General features: G+C 31.5%; 22 protein-coding genes and 2 tRNA genes. 16 read left to right on the top strand and 8 right to left on the bottom strand.

Features of this window, described 5'->3' with window-relative positions; translation table 11 throughout:
* Positions 1 to 10: 10 nt before the first annotated feature.
* From PF022_RS00110 to recA, 8 genes are read right to left on the bottom strand one after another with little or no spacing between them, the layout of a single operon-like run.
* Positions 11 to 877, bottom strand: coding sequence for a menaquinone biosynthesis family protein (locus PF022_RS00110; RefSeq protein ID WP_271021310.1), 867 nt, complete (start codon positions 875 to 877; stop codon positions 11 to 13).
* A gap of 9 nt (positions 878 to 886) precedes the next feature.
* Positions 887 to 1,873 carry a lipopolysaccharide heptosyltransferase II gene (gene waaF / locus PF022_RS00115; protein WP_271022376.1) on the bottom strand — a complete coding sequence of 329 codons (987 nt, stop codon included), beginning with the start codon at positions 1,871 to 1,873 and terminating at the stop codon, positions 887 to 889.
* Positions 1,870 to 2,949, bottom strand: coding sequence for a glycosyltransferase family 4 protein (locus tag PF022_RS00120; protein WP_271022377.1), 1,080 nt, complete (start codon positions 2,947 to 2,949; stop codon positions 1,870 to 1,872). The genes waaF and PF022_RS00120 overlap by 4 nt, the downstream gene beginning before the upstream one ends.
* A complete protein-coding gene (locus tag PF022_RS00125) occupies positions 2,946 to 3,431 on the bottom strand; it encodes a shikimate kinase (RefSeq protein WP_271022378.1) in 486 nt (161 codons plus the stop codon). The genes PF022_RS00120 and PF022_RS00125 overlap by 4 nt, the downstream gene beginning before the upstream one ends.
* Positions 3,418 to 4,179 (bottom strand): AMIN domain-containing protein, encoded by a 762-nt coding sequence (locus PF022_RS00130; protein WP_271022380.1) that lies wholly within the window; start codon positions 4,177 to 4,179, stop codon positions 3,418 to 3,420. The genes PF022_RS00125 and PF022_RS00130 overlap by 14 nt, the downstream gene beginning before the upstream one ends.
* Positions 4,176 to 4,418, bottom strand: coding sequence for a hypothetical protein (locus tag PF022_RS00135; RefSeq protein WP_271022381.1), 243 nt, complete (start codon positions 4,416 to 4,418; stop codon positions 4,176 to 4,178). The genes PF022_RS00130 and PF022_RS00135 overlap by 4 nt, the downstream gene beginning before the upstream one ends.
* A complete protein-coding gene (eno, locus tag PF022_RS00140) occupies positions 4,415 to 5,689 on the bottom strand; it encodes a phosphopyruvate hydratase (protein WP_271022382.1) in 1,275 nt (424 codons plus the stop codon). Before eno ends, PF022_RS00135 begins: the two co-directional genes overlap by 4 nt.
* Positions 5,690 to 5,699: 10 nt before the next feature.
* Entirely contained in the window at positions 5,700 to 6,731 is a 1,032-nt protein-coding gene (gene recA / locus PF022_RS00145) for a recombinase RecA (protein ID WP_271021301.1), read from the bottom strand.
* Positions 6,732 to 6,802: 71 nt separating this feature from the next.
* Here recA and PF022_RS00150 point away from each other — a divergent pair, with 71 nt between their 5' ends.
* The 16 genes from PF022_RS00150 to PF022_RS00225 all read left to right on the top strand — a co-directional run bounded on the left by PF022_RS00150 (position 6,803) and on the right by PF022_RS00225 (position 17,917).
* Positions 6,803 to 7,456, top strand: a complete 654-nt coding sequence (locus tag PF022_RS00150) for a 3-methyladenine DNA glycosylase (RefSeq protein WP_271022549.1) — start codon at positions 6,803 to 6,805, stop codon at positions 7,454 to 7,456.
* Positions 7,444 to 8,757: a M20/M25/M40 family metallo-hydrolase gene (locus tag PF022_RS00155; protein ID WP_271021300.1), complete on the top strand. Its 1,314-nt coding sequence runs from the start codon at positions 7,444 to 7,446 to the stop codon at positions 8,755 to 8,757. The genes PF022_RS00150 and PF022_RS00155 overlap by 13 nt, the downstream gene beginning before the upstream one ends.
* Before the next feature lie 43 nt (positions 8,758 to 8,800).
* A complete protein-coding gene (locus PF022_RS00160; RefSeq protein WP_271021299.1) occupies positions 8,801 to 9,637 on the top strand; it encodes a peptidylprolyl isomerase in 837 nt (278 codons plus the stop codon).
* Positions 9,638 to 9,646: 9 nt separating this feature from the next.
* The gene (locus PF022_RS00165; RefSeq protein ID WP_271021298.1) at positions 9,647 to 10,114 is read left to right on the top strand and encodes an META domain-containing protein; all 468 of its coding nucleotides are present in this window, start codon (positions 9,647 to 9,649) and stop codon (positions 10,112 to 10,114) included.
* 9 nt (positions 10,115 to 10,123) lie between these two features.
* Entirely contained in the window at positions 10,124 to 10,921 is a 798-nt protein-coding gene (locus PF022_RS00170; protein WP_271021297.1) for a spermidine synthase, read from the top strand.
* Positions 10,918 to 11,499: a dephospho-CoA kinase gene (gene coaE / locus PF022_RS00175; protein WP_271021296.1), complete on the top strand. Its 582-nt coding sequence runs from the start codon at positions 10,918 to 10,920 to the stop codon at positions 11,497 to 11,499. Before PF022_RS00170 ends, coaE begins: the two co-directional genes overlap by 4 nt.
* Positions 11,500 to 11,554: 55 nt before the next feature.
* Positions 11,555 to 11,630, top strand: a tRNA-Ala gene (locus PF022_RS00180).
* Positions 11,631 to 11,633: 3 nt separating this feature from the next.
* Positions 11,634 to 11,710 (top strand) — tRNA-Arg (locus PF022_RS00185).
* A gap of 23 nt (positions 11,711 to 11,733) precedes the next feature.
* Positions 11,734 to 12,540 (top strand): hypothetical protein, encoded by an 807-nt coding sequence (locus tag PF022_RS00190; protein ID WP_271021295.1) that lies wholly within the window; start codon positions 11,734 to 11,736, stop codon positions 12,538 to 12,540.
* Positions 12,540 to 13,595: a glycosyltransferase family 10 domain-containing protein gene (locus PF022_RS00195; RefSeq protein ID WP_271021294.1), complete on the top strand. Its 1,056-nt coding sequence runs from the start codon at positions 12,540 to 12,542 to the stop codon at positions 13,593 to 13,595. The genes PF022_RS00190 and PF022_RS00195 overlap by 1 nt, the downstream gene beginning before the upstream one ends.
* Before the next feature lie 9 nt (positions 13,596 to 13,604).
* Positions 13,605 to 14,465, top strand: coding sequence for an FkbM family methyltransferase (locus tag PF022_RS00200; RefSeq protein WP_271022383.1), 861 nt, complete (start codon positions 13,605 to 13,607; stop codon positions 14,463 to 14,465).
* Positions 14,449 to 14,985: a dTDP-4-dehydrorhamnose 3,5-epimerase family protein gene (locus PF022_RS00205; protein ID WP_271021291.1), complete on the top strand. Its 537-nt coding sequence runs from the start codon at positions 14,449 to 14,451 to the stop codon at positions 14,983 to 14,985. Before PF022_RS00200 ends, PF022_RS00205 begins: the two co-directional genes overlap by 17 nt.
* Complete coding sequence (locus PF022_RS00210; RefSeq protein ID WP_271022385.1) at positions 14,985 to 16,043, top strand: GDP-L-fucose synthase family protein; 1,059 nt, start codon at positions 14,985 to 14,987, stop codon at positions 16,041 to 16,043. Before PF022_RS00205 ends, PF022_RS00210 begins: the two co-directional genes overlap by 1 nt.
* On the top strand, positions 16,037 to 17,020 hold the full coding sequence (locus tag PF022_RS00215; RefSeq protein ID WP_271021289.1) for a radical SAM/SPASM domain-containing protein: 984 nt from the start codon (positions 16,037 to 16,039) through the stop codon (positions 17,018 to 17,020). Before PF022_RS00210 ends, PF022_RS00215 begins: the two co-directional genes overlap by 7 nt.
* Before the next feature lie 50 nt (positions 17,021 to 17,070).
* Positions 17,071 to 17,799 (top strand): TylF/MycF/NovP-related O-methyltransferase, encoded by a 729-nt coding sequence (locus tag PF022_RS00220; protein WP_271022386.1) that lies wholly within the window; start codon positions 17,071 to 17,073, stop codon positions 17,797 to 17,799.
* A complete protein-coding gene (locus PF022_RS00225) occupies positions 17,783 to 17,917 on the top strand; it encodes a hypothetical protein (RefSeq protein WP_271022387.1) in 135 nt (44 codons plus the stop codon). The genes PF022_RS00220 and PF022_RS00225 overlap by 17 nt, the downstream gene beginning before the upstream one ends.

Here is a 17,917-nt window from a genome sequence, read left to right on the forward strand (position 1 = left end):
CCTTTGTGTTTTAAGATTCTCTAAATTCTTTGTATTCTAGCGGTATTAAACAATCGTTCACATCTAATGGTGTATTGTAAAATCCAAAGTCATATCCAATTTTAAATAGTGTATTTATCGAATCTAGTTGAATATTATTTAGTGTTATTGAATTATTGTTTGCGTATAAATTCAAATAATGCTCCAACTTTTTATCGTCAACTCTTACAAGATTCCTATCTAGTAGCATTTTTGATAGAATCTTTTTTCCATCTATTGCTATTTGGACTGCTTTTGTTAGTGCTTCTTCGCATTTTATTGCACTATTTAGTGGAATTGATCTTCTAATTGACATTCCACCAAGCGGAAGAGGTAAGTTGTTTTTGTTTAAATCTTGCCAAATATCCCATATCTCACACTCAACTTCTAAACTATCATCAAAGTCTAAAATAGATTCATGTATTAACACTCCTGCATGTGCCTCACCGCTTAAGACGGCACTCTCTATATCTAGGAAGTTTTTATATATTATTCTTGCATTTTTGTATTTTGTCTTGAATATTAGAGCATTTGTCGTGTGTGCCCCGCTTAGTGCTACTATGAAGTTATCTTTTAGTTTTGTTCCCTTTTTTTTAATTAGCTTTGGTCCATATCCTTCGCCAAAGCTAACTCCAGTTCTTAGCAGACATTGTTCTTTTGCTATTAGAGGATATAGGGCAAATGATATTGCTGATATATCTAGTTCATTTTTTAGTGCCATTTCGTTTAGCTTTTGTATATCAAATGCGTAATTTTCAAAAACAAATTCACTGCTTATCCAGCCAAATTTAATAGCATAATACATAAAAATATCATCAGCATCAGGAGAATGTCCCACTTTTATTGTTCTTTTTAGCACTTTTTACCCTTATGTTTTTGTGATTGATTTTATTTTTTCTATTATAAATTTTGGCTTTAAATCCCTCATGCAAGAGTGATAGTTTAAATCTTTTAATGGGCAGATTCTTTTTTTACATGGTTGGCATTCTAGTTTATATCCTAGTGTTTTTAGTGAGATTATGTGCGAGTTTTGTGAAAATGGAAAAGTCTCTCTATCATTTGTGGGACCAAAAATTGCAACACTTGGGATATTAAATGCAGCTGCAATGTGCATAGGACCACTATCATTTGTGATAAATAAATCTAGCTTTGAAATATATGTTATTAGCTCTTCTAGCGTTGTTTGCCCTGCTAGGTTTAGGATTTTATCTTTGCACATGGATTCTATATTATTTGCTATATTTATTTCATTATTTGAGCCAAAGAGCAAGATACTATAATTATTGTCTAAAAGATAGTTTGCAACCTCTGCAAAATAAGATTCTTCCCATCGCTTCGCACTGCCAAAGGCTGCACCAGCATTTATACCAGCTAACTTTCCTTGTGGTAGGTTTATAGGTTTATTTGGGTTTTGTAAATATAGTTTTGGTTGTATATTCTCTACCATATCTTTTACTAGATCATAATAGACAAAGACCTCATGAATTCCTTTTTGCTTGATTTTTGCATGTGTTAGGAGGAATTGTCTTAGTTCATTTTTATAGCCTATTTTTATTTTTGCATTATTGAAGCTTAAAAATAATGCTGATAGAAAATTATTTTGAAAAGTTATGGCAATATCGCTTCTTGGGATACTTTTGGCAATTTTATATAGTTTTAGGATTCTGCATTTAGAATCTTTACTATCATCTTCTATTAATGTTGTATTTTTGTGGTTTTTAAATATTTGTATCGAGACTTTAGAGCCAACAAGAAAGAAGTTTGAATCTTTATATGTTTTATATAAGGATTCTATGGCAAAGGTTGCCATTATCACATCTCCTAGCCAGTTTGGAAGCCGTATTAGTATATTCATATTTTTAAAATTACCTCTAAAGTTTTGTTTATATGAGTGTCCATATCCAAGTTTTGCACGGAATTAAAGCATGATTGTTGGATTGTTTTTAGATGAGTTTCATCTTGTAGTAGCCTCTCTAGCATGTTAGAGCCACTTTGTATATCATTATAAGAATCCAAAATATATTCTTTATTAAATATTTCTCCTGCACCATTTGTTTTGGTTGTGATTATCGCGTTTTTATAGCTTGCAGCTTCTAGTGTTGCGTTTGAACATGGTTCATATATTGTTGGGAAGAGAAAAATATCACTAGCTAAGTAAAATAAATAAGCATCATCTCTAGCCCCTAGAAAATGCACTTTATTGTCTATTTTTAGGGATTTGGCTAGATTTTTGTAGAGTTGTAGTTTCTTTTCCTTTCCTATTACTATAAAACAATAATCACTCTTTAGTCCATCTAGCATTAAGAGTGCTTCTTTTAGTCCTTTTCTAGCATATCCGCTACCTACAAAAAGTATGATGTTTGTATTTTTTATATTTAGCATTTTTATGATTTGTTCTTTTGCTTCTTGTTTATTTATGCTTTGTGGTAGGTTTATGCCATTGTGGATTACTTTTATTTTATCTGTGTTTATTTTGTAGTATTTATGTATTGAATCTTTTATCATATTTGAGTTTGCAATAATTATTTTTGCGTTTTTAAAAAGTCTTTTTTCTATGTTTGTGTATATGGGATTCATTGGGTTAAAGTAGCTTTTTGTTTTTTTAATAAAATTGTCATTTTTTATCTCTAGCCATTCTTTATGCACACCATCACCAGCACGATAAATATCGCAATTAAGCACTCTCTCGAGGCTAAAGTATATATTGTTTGGGTTTTGTTTTTTGTAATTTTCATATTTGTATAAAAAGATTAAAAATCTAACAAATGAAGGTAAAAATTTTGTGATTTTGATTTGTATTGTTTGTTTTTCTTTATATGTGTTTGTTGATAGTATTTGTGAATCTTTTAGTTTAGTGCATATTTTATTTAAGTAATTTTCAGCACCACCGACTTTAGAGTTTTTGAATCTTATAAAAATTATATTTTTCATATTTTTTGTAATATCTCTTGTGTTATTTCTTGTGGAGTTTTATTGGCATTGATTATAAAATGGCAAGAGGATTTATATATTTCTTGTCGTTGCTCATATAGTAATTTTGCCTTTTTGGTATCGCTAAAGAGAGGTCTATTTTTTGAATCTTTAAGTCTATTTTCAATCTCCTTAAATGGCAAATCTAAAAAAAATACCTTGCCAATATCCTTTACATTACATACACTTGGCATGCCACCACCTGTGGATATTATTGAATTTTTTACATTGTCTTTTATGAAGTTACAAAATTCTAATTCTAATTTTCTAAAATACTCTTCTCCATATTTTAAGAATATGTCTTTAACATCTAAGTTCTCATTGTTAGAAAGTATAATATCGCTATCTAGGATTATCTTTTTTGTGTGTTGGTATAAGCACCTAGCAATCGTGCTTTTCCCACTACCCATGAATCCTATTAGGACGATATTATTGGAATTCAATAGTAATTTCCTTGCCTTTTTGGTCTAGTTTATAATTGTATTGACCATCTAAGTTTAATGTAATTCTAAAGAAGTCCAAATGTGTTTGGATTGTTGCATCTGTTATTACAGGTAGATTTGTTGAGATTCCTTCTTCAAATTCTTTTTTTGTTGGGTTTTTAAAATCAAGCACCAATCTAGTAGGAGATGCAAGGGTGAAATTCCTTAGCAAAGTATATGGAGTTTGTAGATTTAGTGTTTGTTCATTTATTTTAAACTTGAATTTCTCTCCTAAAGTGAAATTACTATTTGTTGGTTTTTCTGTAACTTTTGGTTGCAAGTCTTGTTTTAGCACAAGTGGAAAATGCCAGTCTATATCTCCATCTATTTCTTTTTCTATGCTTGTAATTGAGCCATTAAGGTTTTGGTACTCTATTGTGATTTTTTTTAGCTTCCTTGCTGTTGATGGCAGATTTAATTCTGCTTTGCTAAACAAATTTAGATTCGGTGCATTTGATATTTGACCACTTTCTTTTGGTGTTATTTGACTTTGGAATGGGTCTCTTTTGTTTGCATTTTGTGTTATTTCTTGTGTGTTTGGCGTGGCTTCTTTTGATATTTCAGGGATTAAAGGAGTATTTAGAGAATTATTTATAGGTTGCATTGTTGTGTTATTGTCATTGTTTTGTATTGTTGGTATTTGTGGTAGTGTTTGCGGTTCATTAGCAAATGCAAATGAAGTTATTAGTAATAAAGCAATTTTTTTCATTTTGGTTCTAGCCCCTTTAGTTCAAAGAATTCTTTTTGTAGATTTGCATTTTGTTCTGTTAGACTCCTAACTTCTTCTTGCATTTTTTGTTCCTTTTGGTGTAGCTCAAGGAGAATACTTAAAGAGTTAGCGCCAAACATCAAGTTTGCAAAATACACACCAATAATACACACTATCAATGCAAGACTAAGATATGGCAGGAGTTTATAAAACCCACCATTTACATATTTGTTACTCATCTTTTAAACAAACTGCTTCCTAGATATATCGGATTATGTAGTTCTTTTTCAATACTTAGCAGTCTATTATATTTTGCCATTCTCTCACTTCTTGCTGTTGAGCCTGTTTTTATCTCTCCAGTATTTAGTGCAACTGCAAAATCAGCAATAAAGCTATCCTCGCTCTCACCACTTCTATGGCTCATAATACACTTATAATTGTTTCTTTGTGCTAGTTGTATTGCTTGTATTGTTTGGCTTACTGTTCCTATTTGGTTTGGCTTTATTAAAATTGCATTTGCAATTTTCTTATCTATACCTTCTTGTAATATTTTTGAATTTGTAACAAATAAATCATCCCCTACAAGCTGAATCTTGTCTCCTAGCTTTTCTGTAAGGAGTTTCCAGCCCTCCCAGTCATCTTCGCTTAGACCATCTTCAATTGATACTATTGGATATTTGTTAATTAGTTTTTCGTAATATTCTACTAATTCTTGTGAGCTAAGCTCTCTTCCTTCACCCTTTAGAGAATAGATTCCTTTATCATTTACAAATTCGCTACTTGCTACATCTAGTGCAATTGCAATCTCTTCTCCTTCTTTGTATCCTGCTTTTTTGACTGCTTCTAGTATTATTTGGATTGGTTCTTCATTTGTTTTTAAATTTGGTGCAAACCCACCTTCATCTCCTATGCTTGTTATATGTTTAGAATCTTTTAGAATCTTTTTTAAGTGTTGATAGATTTCTGCACTAGCTCTCATAGCCTCGCTAAAGCATTCAAATCCAACAGGCATAATCATATACTCTTGAAAATCAACCGTGTTATCTGCGTGGCTACCACCATTTATGATATTTAGCATAGGAGTTGGAAGGGTTAATGCACTAGCTCCACCTAAATATCTATAAAGAGGGATTCTTAGGCTACTTGCTGCGGCTCTTGCAGTAGCCATCGATACGCCTAGTGTTGCATTTGCCCCAAGCCTAGAGAAGTTATCACTTCCATCTAGTTCTATCATTAGGCTATCTATTTTGTTTTGGTCAAATGGGCTTAGACCAACTAGTGTTTCATAAATCTCTGTGTGTATATTTTCACATGCTTTTAATACGCCTTTACCTAAGAATCTAGAATCATTATCTCTTAGCTCTAGTGCTTCTCTTTTGCCAGTGCTAGCACCACTTGGTACTATGGCACTGCCTATGCTACCATCACTTAGTGTTACACTTGCTTTTATTGTTGGATTCCCTCTGCTATCTAGCACTTCTTGTGCTTCTATATTGTCTATAAAAATCATTACTTAACTCCTATTCTTCTACATCATCACTAGCTGATAAATCATCTGCAATAGAAATTGATGCTTTTATTTTTTCTTCTATTTCTTGTGCTATTTCTGGGTTTTCTTTTAGGAATATTTTTGCATTTTCTTTGCCTTGTCCTAGCTTTTTATCCCCATAGCTAAGCCATGCACCACTTTTATCTACAATATCAAGCTTTACACCATAATCAATTAGCTCACCTTCCTTGCTTATCCCTTCACCAAACATAATATCAAACTCTGCCCCTCTAAAAGGCGGTGCAACTTTGTTTTTGACTACTTTTACTTTTACTCTGTTTCCTATATTTTGGTCACCTTGTTTTAGAGTGGCTACTCTTCTTACATCAACCCTTACACTTGCATAGAATTTAAGTGCGTTTCCACCTGTGGTAGTCTCTGGGCTACCATATCCCATGACACCTATTTTCATACGAATCTGGTTTATAAAAATAACCGTTGTGTTCATTTTATGTATGACACCTGTTACTTTACGCAATGCTTGACTCATAAGTCTTGCTTGAAGTCCTACATGTTGGTCGCCCATATCGCCTTCAATCTCACTCTTTGGCGTTAGAGCCGCAACTGAATCTATAATAACTAAATCAATGCCACCACTTCTTGTAAGCGTCTCTAAAATCTCTAATGCTTGTTCTCCAAAGTCTGGTTGAGATACTAGTAGATTTTCTATATCTACTCCAAGATTTTTAGCATATGTTACATCTAGTGCGTGTTCTGCATCGATAAATGCACATATACCACCATTTTTCTGACATTCTGCTACTATTTGTAGAGCTAGAGTTGTCTTACCAGAGCTTTCAGGTCCATAAATTTCTATTATTCTTCCTTTTGGGATTCCTCCTATGCCTAGAGCTATATCAAGCCCTAGTGAGCCAGTGCTAATGCTATCTATTTTTTCTACAGGTTTATCGCCAAGCCTTATTAATGCGCCCTTACCAAAAGCTTTATCTATTTGTTTTATAGCTAAATCTATTGCTTTTTGCTTGTTTTCATCAAGTGCCATTATTACTCCATTTAGCAAATTAAAACTTTGATTTTATCCAAAAAAATTTTAAAATTTTGAAAAACAAAGAGGTGTATTTGGAAAATAGTTTTATGCTTTTAAAATTTTTAAAAAACAGCGGATATTTAAAAAATCCTCCACATAAATTATGGTGGCCTAATACTGGAGAGTTTGAAGTAATACTTGGTGCAATTTTGGTTCAAAATACTCGCTGGGAACAAGCATTTATCGCTATTGATAAGCTAAGAAATAATAAGCTTTTATCATTAGAAAAAATAGCAAATATGAAAGAAACAGAATTACAAACTTACATAAATAATGTAGGATTTTATAAGCGAAAATCAACAAGAATAATTGCTATTTGTCAAAATATTTTGGAAACTTTTGGTGATTTTGATTGTTTTTGTGTGAATGTTAGCAGAGAGTGGCTTTTAGCACAAAAGGGCATTGGTTGTGAGAGTGCTGATTCTATCCTTTGTTATGGTGCTTTAAGAGATGAAATGGTGGCAGATAACTATACATACAAGCTTTTAAGATTCTATGGCTATGAGCTAGATAATTATGAGGATATAAAAGAGTGGCTAGTTAGTGGATTGTTAGAAAACTATGAATCTGTATGTAAGTTGTATAATAAAGAGATAGGATTAAATGAGCTATATGCTAGATTCCACGGAAAGATTGTTGATTATTGTAAAGATCATAAGGAGGTTTTATGTCAAAAATAGAAATAGATTCTTTTGAGCCATTAAAGGTATTTTTAGAGATATGTAATATTCCTCATGCTAGTGGAGAGTGTGAATCTCTAAGAGAGTGGATTAAAAATAAGGCATTAGAATATGGAGCTAGTGTAACTATCGATAGTGCTGGCAATTTGTTAGCTAAGAAGGGTAAGCCAAAGGTGTGTTTGCAAGGGCATATAGATATGGTTTATGTAAGTGAGAGTGAATCTTTTGGCATAGAGCCATATATTAAAGATGGATTTTTAAAGGCTAAGCATTCTAGTCTTGGAGCTGATAATGGAGCTGCACTAGCTTGCATGATATTAGCTTTAAGGGATTTTGATAATTTAGAATGCTTGTTTACCATAGATGAAGAAATAGGTATGATAGGGGCAAAAAACATTACTCTAGATATAGAATCTAAAGTTATGATTAATTGTGATAGCGAAGATATTGATGAGATTGTTTGTAGTTGTGCTGGTGGATATGATTTAGAGTGTAAAATAAAGTTAGAGCAAATAGAGATTCCAAGTGATTATAAGATAGTTGAAATATCAACCAATAAAGATAGATTTATAGGAGGACATAGTGGGATTGAGATACATAAAGATATACAAAATGCAATCTTATCCATATGCTATGTTGCACAAAAGTTAATTGATGATGGTGGGATATTAGTTGGACTTAGTGGTGGAGAGAAGCGAAATTCAATACCGACTAATGCTACTTTAGAGATTGCATTAAGGAATGATTATATCTTGGATATTGATACTTCACTTTTTGAGGTTAAGAATGTGGAGTTTAACAATATGGCATTTGTTGCAAATAATTTAATAAATGGTCTATTAAGTGTGAAAAATGGCGTTATAGATAGTGATGATAGTGGGGTTATTCTATCAAGCAATGTAGGAATCTTAAGGCAAATTGATGATGAGGTTTATGTTTATATTATGGGTCGTGGCAATAAAGAAAATAGCATGAAAGAAAATATACAAAACACACAAGAGATTCTAGGTAGTTTTGGTTTTGCTAGTAATGTAGTTGATTTATATAATCCATGGGAGAGGGAAGATAGTGAGTTTTTAAACCATGTATATAGGGTATTTAAAATCCATAACAACAAAGTTAAGATAAAAAGTATTCATGCAGGGCTAGAATGTGGAATCTTAAAAGAGAAATATCCTAATATTAGCTTTTTATCAATAGGTCCTAGTATATTTCATCCGCATTCTCTTGGAGAAAAAATGGATATAGAGAGTTTTAGGAAATTTTGGGCTGTTTTGTGTGATATTTTAAAAACAATTTGATAGAATTATGTAAATTAAGACTTTTATAGGAAATGGTGGAAGTATGAAAAAAAGTTTATTAGCTTTAGTTTTTAGCGGATTTTTGTTGAGTGAGCCTGCACTTGTAAATGGTATTGCATTCTATGTAAATGGTTCTCCAGTGACTATTTTAGAACTACTTAGAGTGCAACAAAGAGATAAGGTATCGCAAGATATAGCAGTAGATAGACTTATAAATCAAAGACTACATAAAGAAGAAATGGAAAAAAGAAAGATAGTAGTAACAGAGCTAGATATAGAAGATGAAATAAAATTATTAGCCAAGAAAAATAATATCACGCCAGATAAGATTAAAAGCTTCATAGAAGGTAAAGGTATAAATTGGGAAAGCTACAAAAATGAAATAAAATCATCAATAGAGGAAAGAAAGCTATATCAGGCAATTTCAAGCGAGAGCCTAAAGATGGTAAGCGATCAGGATTTGAGAAATTATTATGAAGAAAATAAAAATGAATTCTCCATACCGCAAAGCATTGATGTTGTGAAGTTTTATAGCTATGATAATGTTGCATTAGAACAAATTCTAATTAGCAATGGTAAGAATATACCTAAAAATGTAAAAAGAGAAAATGAAATCTTGCAAACAATGGCTTTAAATCCTCAAATTGTCTCTGCATTCACACAGACAAAAATTGGTGCTTTTACCCCTATTTTCCCTATTGGAGATGAGTATGTTACATTTTTAATAAAGGCTAAAAATAATCCAACTTTACTACCATTTGAAAATGTAAAAGAGGTAGTTAGGCAAAAAATGCTAGTTAGCAAGGAAGATTATTTAATATATGAGTATTTTGAAAAATTGCGTTCAAATGCAAAAGTAGATATTGTAAGATTAAAATAAAGGAAAAAAATGAAAAATATAGTTGTAAGTTTGGCAGTTGTAGGTGCGGTTATGTTTAGTGGTTGTTCGTTAAAAAGTGATTTAAAACAAGATGAGGCGTCTGTGAATAATGTAGGGCAATATAATTTTGATGAAATCTTAAAACAAAAGGAAAAATGGAAAATAGATACTTATAAAGTTGGTGATAAGACTACATTTTTAAATTATAAAAATAGTGAAGATTTTTATTTGTCTTTTAAAGAAGGAAAAGTTGTTGGCAAGGCAGGATGTAATCATTTTTTTGCAGAATATAAAATAGAAGGTAATAAATTTGAAGTATCTCATGCAGGAATGACTAGAATGATGTGTGAGGAAAAGTTAGTTCAAATAGAAAATGAAATAGTGGGTAATTTAACAAACAATACTAGCGTTATAGAGAAGCTAAATGACGGCGGTATTTCATTTAAAAATGAAAAATTGTATTTAGAGATAAAATAGGAGGCTAGCATGTGGCTAACTAAGTCCTATGAAGAGAAGATTCAGCAAGAATATAAAATTAAAAACAAAATAACAGAAGTAACTGGAGAGAAGCATACTTTAGAGCTTTTTGATTCGGAGTTTTTTGGGAATATAGCTTTTATAGATGGTTATGTGATGCTACAAAGCACACTTAGCATTCAAAGTGAGCTTTTAGCACATATTGCGGCTTGTTCTCATAAGAATCCAAAAAGAGCTTTGATTGTCGGTGGATTCAACATTGAAATAGCACATGAGCTAACAAAGCATGAAGGGCTTAGTGTTGATTTCTTGCAACAAGATTTAGATGTGCTAGAGACTTTAATTAGCTTTTTTCCGCATTATCAGAGTATTTTTAAGAATAATAGGTTCTCCCACATATCTCAAGATAAAGAAATGTTTATAAAAAAGAGTGTTGAAGATTCTAGCTTGTATGATATTGTTATTTCGCTAAACTCCGATGTAGCCTCATATAAGGAAGTATTGAGTGATGATGGAATCTTAATTTCGCATATGCCACATTTAATGCTTGAGTTTGATAAGGCTGAAGAGTTTTTGAGAGGTTTTGGTGATTTTAGGATTCTTATGCCTTTTATCGCTCCTTTGTCTTTGAGTTTGAAAGATTGCTACATGTTTGCCTCAAAGAAGTATCACCCAACTGCTGATATTATGCTACAAAGGGCAGATATGTTAGATGATTTGGAATATTATTGTGCAAACTTGCATCTTAGCTCTTTTGTAATTCCAAAATCAATCAAAAATAAGCTCTATGGTATTGTAAAAAATTGAAATTCAAATATGCAATAGCGCTAACTGGTGGAATTGGTAGCGGTAAAAGCACGACTTCATCGCTACTTAAGCTATATGGATATAGTGTCATTTGTGCTGATAGAATCTCGCATGAGGTTTTGGAGGATAATTCTTGGTTGGTTGTTGAGAGGTTTGGCAGTGAGATTCTAAGTTATGGCAAGGTAGATAGAAGAAAGCTTGGTGAGATTGTCTTTTCTAATAAAGATGTAAAAAAAGAGCTAGAATCCATACTTCACCCGCTAATAAAAAATAAAATAGAGATTCTAGCTTCTAGCTTAGAAGAGAAGAAATTCCCTTATTTTATAGATATACCGCTATTTTATGAGACAAGAAATTACGATATTTCTAATGTAGTGCTTGTGTATGCTAGTTTAGATGTTCGCTTAAATAGGATTATGCTTAGAGATAATATAAATGATTCTATGGCATTAAAGAAGATAGAATCTCAAATGTCATTAGATGATAAAAAAAACCTTGCTAGTTATGTAATTTACAATAATGGCACATTAGAAGAATTACAAAGTGAAGTAGAAAAATATATAAAAACTATAAATTAGCTTTATAGAATTTTAATAGAGATTTCCATATAATAAACGCTTATACTTTTTAAGAGGGGTGTTAGCTCAGCTGGGAGAGCGCAACGCTGGCAGCGTTGAGGTCAGGGGTTCGATCCCCCTACACTCCACCATATGCGTCCGTAGCTCAGCTGGATAGAGCAACAGGTTGCGGTCCTGTAGGTCGGGGATTCGAATTCCTCCGGGCGTACCACTTTCTCTGTTTTTAGGAATTCTATGAAAAACACAATAATCATTAGACTTGAGGGATCTGTAGTATCGCAGATAGGTTTTGTTGCATTATATAAATATCTAACAGATAAAGGATATGATGTTAAATTTGATACAGTTACAAATTCGTTTAGAAAAGTAAATAATGAAGCTACTTATTGCTATGATTCATTGTTGAGATTTATTTTTCCAAACTTAGTTTTTAACTATGCAACAAAAGAAGAGATAAATGAGTTTCAGCAATATAAAATAGAACTAATCACAAAGGAATCTATATATACACTAAAAGCACCTCTATATATTGTTGGATATGGTGATATGATGCCTTTAATTTTGATATATAGAGACTTTTTGATTGCTAACTTTAAAGCTAACAATGAATCATTAATGCAGTCTATATCTTTAGATTCTAATTCTTGTGCGTTTTATATAGATGATACTTTAAACTTGTATCATGGGAGTTATGGTAGAAAGTTATCTACTGATTTTATAGCTAAGTCAATGTATGTTATGAACTCGCTAAGCAGTAATATAAAATTTCATTTTTTAGTTCATGATTATGGATATTTTTCTCAATATATTGTGCCTTTTTTAGAAAAATTACCATTCATATCTGAGTTTTTTGTAACTTCATTAGAAGAGGCATTGTATTTTTCAATGCATACTGGCGGAATAATCTCAACTACTCCACTTGGTGCATTAGCAAGGATTCTATCTAATAAGTGTCAATATGCTATTTTTAGGGATTATAATAAAGAAATATTTGATAATTTTTCTAATTGTATTTTGATTAATGATAATGGTGGTAGATAATGGCAAAAACTAAAAAAACACAACAGATAAGTAAGAAAAAAATAAAATTGAGAATTGTTGATTGGTGGAATGTAGAGACTGAAGAGAATTTTTGGAAAGATGGAATTATAAAGAAAATTAATGAAAAGTTTGAAGTGGAGTACTCAAATGAACCTGATTTTTTAATATATGGTCCATATGGATATAGACATATCAACTTCTCTTGTCCTAGAATTTTTGTAACTTATGAGAATGTTCGGACAAATTGGAATATAGCTGATTATGGTATCGATTTTGATTATATGAGCTTTGGCGATAGACATGAGAGAATATGTTATATAGGTGCTTTAGGAGAGGAACAAAGGATTGTCTTAAATCCAAAGCTAAAGAGAAATTACAAAAAGACTAAGTTTTGTGGATTCATGGCTACAAATAGTGGCTGGGGCATTGTAGGATTAGAGAGAGATAAGGCATTTGATGAGATTAGTAAGTATAAACAAGTAGATTCTGGTGGGAATTGGAGAAATAATATTGGTGGTGCAGTTGGTAATAGATGGGGAGATGATGTATTTACTTCTAAGATTAATTGGCTAAAAGATTATAAATTTAATTTGTGTTTTGAGAATTCTAGCTATGCTGGATATACTACCGAGCGTATTTTTGATGCATTTATTGCTGGGTGCATACCTATTTATTGGGGAGATCCTGTTATTAGTGGGTTTGGCGATGATAGGAAGAGTGATTTTGTGATTAATCCAAAAGCTTTTATAAATGCTTTAAATTATCCAACTCTAAAAGATATGGTCGAAGATATAAAGAGGATTGATAGTGATGATAAATTATTTAAAGAAATGATAAATGAACCTATATTTTTAGAAGTAGAATCTTATGAATATTATAATAATAGAATCTATGATTTTATCTTTAAAATACTAGACCAAGATCCAAAAGATGCGTATAGAAGAGGGGAAGGTCAATTTTTGTATATGCATGAAAACTTCTATAAAAAAGCAATAGAAGAAAAGAGTATTGCAATGTATGTTTCAAAGTATAAAAGTGAAGAATTTTTAAAGTGAGGAGATATTATGAATAAGAATGATATTTTAACCATAAAAGTTGGTAGTGTGAGTTATAAGATGTATTTACCAAACAAAGAGGTAGATGCAATCCAAAAGATACTTTATGCAGAAAATAGACCTTTTGAGCATGTATTATTAGAGGATATGGTAAGTAGGTTAGATAAGGATTCGTATGTGCTTGATGTGGGTTTAAATATAGGGAATCATGCGATGTATCTAGCCGCACATGGCATAAATGTAATAGGATTTGAAGCAAATAAGAAACTATTTTGTATAGCACAAGAGAGTGTTAAGCTAAATAAATTTGAAAAAAGAGTTAAGATACATAATTGTGGAATTTCAAATAAGGAACATAAGGCTTATTTTGATGTAGAGTATGTGGAAAATATGGGTGCTATGTCATTAAGCATGGGCGAAAAAGAAGGTAGAGAATCTATACAATGCAAAACATTAGATAGCTTTAATATAAAAGAAAAGATATCTGCAATTAAGATTGATGTTGAAGGTATGGAAGCAGAAGTAGTCGGGGGGGGGGGCGATTTGATAGCTAAAAATAGACCTATAATTTATTTAGAGGCAAATTTTGCTCCAGATTTTGTAAGAATAGATAGAGTTATGAGAGATCTAAAATATGTTCATTGGGATTTGTGGTCTGCTTTTCAGAGTGAGTTTATACCAGCTCATTTGTATTTACCATTAGAGAGCGTTAGTGAAAAGGAGCTAATTGCAAGAAGTATCTCACAATCTGCTTTGTTAAATTTCTACAACACAACTAGAAAAGAAAATACATTTACCAACTTTGCATTAGATACTATTTATAAAGAGATACAAGAATTAAAGGGAGCTATATATGGCAATAGACTTTAAAATTAGGCAATCGTTAATTTTACCTGAAGTATATATAATTGAGCCAAATAAATTTAGTGATTTACGGGGTGATATTTGGAGTGCCTTTATGGAAGAATCTTTAAAAAGTTTAGTTAAAGGCACTAGATTTTGCCATGATAAATTTATTAATTCCCATTTTAATGTTTTAAGGGGGATTCATGGTGATAGCAATACATGGAAGTTTGTGACATGTGTTTATGGTGAAGTTATGCAAGTTGTTGTAGATTGTAGGGAGGATAGTCCAAATTTTGGTAAATACGAGGGATTTATTATAAATACAAAAAACCAAAAAATGATTCTTATCCCACCAAATTTTGGTAATGCGCATTATGTAAGAAGCAAAGAAGCTGTGTATTACTATAAGCTTGCATATAACGGAGAATATACTGATTTTGATAGGCAATTTACATATCCATGGAATGATAAGAGATTCAATATAAAATGGGGAGATATAGATCCAATATTGTCAGATAGAGATATTGAAGCAAAGGGTAGATAATGAAAAAAGATTCTAAGATTTTTGTCGCCGGTGGATATGGATTAACTGGAAGTGCAATAGTTAGAGAGTTAGAAAATAAGGGTTATACAAACATAGTTAGAAAAGCACATAAAGAGCTTGATTTAATAAATCAGAAAGATACTTTTGAGTTTTTTACAAGAGAGAAATTTGACTATGTGTTTTTGTGTGCTGCAAAAGTTGGTGGAATCTTGGCAAACAACACTTATAGGGCTGATTTTATATATGAAAATTTAAGTATTCAAAACAACGTTATTCATGCTTCATATTTAACTGGTGTAACAAAGTTGCTGTTTTTAGGAACCACTTGCATATATCCAAAAGAATCAAAACAACCAATAAAAGAAGAATATCTATTAACAGATGAGCTAGAATACACAAATGAACCATATGCAATAGCCAAAATTGCAGGGCTAAAAATGTGCGAATCTTATAACTTGCAATATGGGACAAATTTTATTTCTGTAATGCCTACTGGAATTTATGGTGAAAATGATTCTTTTGATTTTGAAAATGCACATGTTTTGCCAACATTAGTTAGGAAGTTTCATTTAGCTAAGCTTTTGGAATTAGAAAAGTATAATGAAGTATGCCAAGATTTGGGTGTAGAAGATATATATAATGCAAATGTAATTTTAGAAAAAATAGGAATCTATAAAGATAAAGTAACACTATGGGGAAGTGGGAATCCTAGACGAGAATTTATGCACTCAAGTGATATGGCTAAGGCATGTATTTTTGTTATGGATAATATTAATTTTAGCGATGTATCAAAGAATCTAAAAGAAGTTAGGAACACTCATATAAATATAGGTATTGGTGAAGATGTATCAATAAATGAATTAGCTCTTATGATTAAAGAAATTGTTGGGTTTAGCGGCGGAATTGTATTTGATTCTTCTAAGCCTGATGGGACATTTAGAAAGCTGCCTGATTGCTCAAAACTTCATTCTTATGGATTTAAGCATACTATAGAGTTAAAAGACGGAATAGAGATGATGTATGAATGGTATAAAAGCACAAAGGCTAAAAGATGTTAGATAGAAAAAAGTATGTAGAAGATAGAATCTTGCAAGGTGGTAAGGGCGAAAAATTTGAGGATTATTATAATTTTCCTAGATTTATAAATTTAGAAACTACAAATAATTGCACTGCTAGATGTGTGATGTGTGGTATTGAAGAATGGCGTAAAAATATAAGAAAGCCATATATGGACGATGCATTATTTGACAAAATAAGTAATGAGATAATATATAATAGAGAGTGGGTCCAAAAGGTGGCTATGTTTGTTGGAAATGAGCCATTGATGGACAAAAAATTAGCACAAAGAATAGAAAAAATATCTAAAAGTGGTATAAGAGTCAGTATCACAACAAATGCTTCGCTTATGGATAAAGAAAAAGCTATTGAAATATTAAATAGTGGTATAGATAGAATTAATTTCTCTATTGATAGTTTGTGTAAAAAAACTTATGAGAATATAAGGGTTGGATTGAAATTTGAAGAAGTATTAGGGAATATCTTGCAGTTTATAAAGCTTAGAGATAGTCTAAAGAAAAATGTATCTGTGCGTATTAGCGTAATAAAGAGTGAAGTAACCAAAAATGACATACCTTATATTTTGAGTTTTTGGGAGAAGTTTTTAGATTCTAGTTTTGGAGATGGTATTAAGGTTGATGATTTATCTCTTTCTATGACAGATAAGGTTAGAGACAAGGGAGTAGATTTACTTGTTAGCGATACTGTAGATAATGAGTATAATGCTATAAGGGATATACCATGTTATGTGCTTTTTAATACTATGGTTATTAAAGCTGATGGTCAAGTTGCACTTTGCTGTGTAGATCAGTGTAGAAATGTGGTCTTAGGCGATCTAGATACACAAAGCATTAAGGAAGTGTGGCAAGAATCTAAAAAATTACAAAGCATAAGAGAGATTCATTTACAAAAAGGCAGAGGTGCTATGAGTGTTTGTGATGGTTGTTTTGCTTGGATTGATACACCAAATGTTATATAGAGTGTTTTAAAAGTTTTTTTGTTAGAATCTTAACTTTTTAAAGGTTTTATATGAAAAAAGCACTGATTTTTGGGACAGGTAGGAGAGGCAGACAAATTTTGCTTCAGTTAAGATTTGATTATGAAGTGTTGGGATTTGTTGATAATAGGTATGAAGGCGGGGATTCTAAGCTAGAGATAAATGGAGTAAAATACAATGTCTATTCTCCAAGCGATTTGAAGAATTTGGAGTTTGATAAGATATTTTTAGGCACTTTTGAGAGAGAAGAAGCATTAGATGAGTTGTGTAGTGTTGGTATAAAAGATGGTGTAATTGATAAGGAATATGCACATTTTAGCGTGAGGGTTGATTTTCTATCTAGTTTGAGCAATATTTTTCATAAAAATAATATTAGCGGTAGTGTGGCCGAAATAGGTGTTTATAAGGGTGAATTTGCAAAATATATTAACTTACTTTTCCCTGAGTCTAAGTTTTATCTTTTAGATTCATTTGAAGGTTTTAGCGAGGATGATTGTAAAATAGATAAAGATATGGGATTTTCTAATTCTACTTCTAGTGATTTTAGCGATACTTCCATAAATTTAGTAAAGTCAAAATTAACAAACTTGAGAAATTGTTATTTCATAAAAGGTTATTTTCCGGATACCGCAAAAGAGATTCCACAAAATGAGAAATTTTGTTTTGTAAATTTGGATACAGATTTGTATGCTCCAATTAAAGAAGGATGTGAGTTTTTCTACCCACGATTAGTAGGGGGGGGGGGTGCTTTTAGTAGATGATTATTTTCATTTAAGATATACTGGAGTTAGAGAAGCTGTAGATGAGTTTGCAAAGAATAATGGAATAGTTCCTATGCCAATTGGTGATGGAAAAGATGCATTTTTATTGAAAATATAA

The organism is Helicobacter sp. WB40, from assembly GCF_027859275.1.
In the GTDB taxonomy this organism is placed as follows: domain Bacteria; phylum Campylobacterota; class Campylobacteria; order Campylobacterales; family Helicobacteraceae; genus Helicobacter_D; species Helicobacter_D ibis.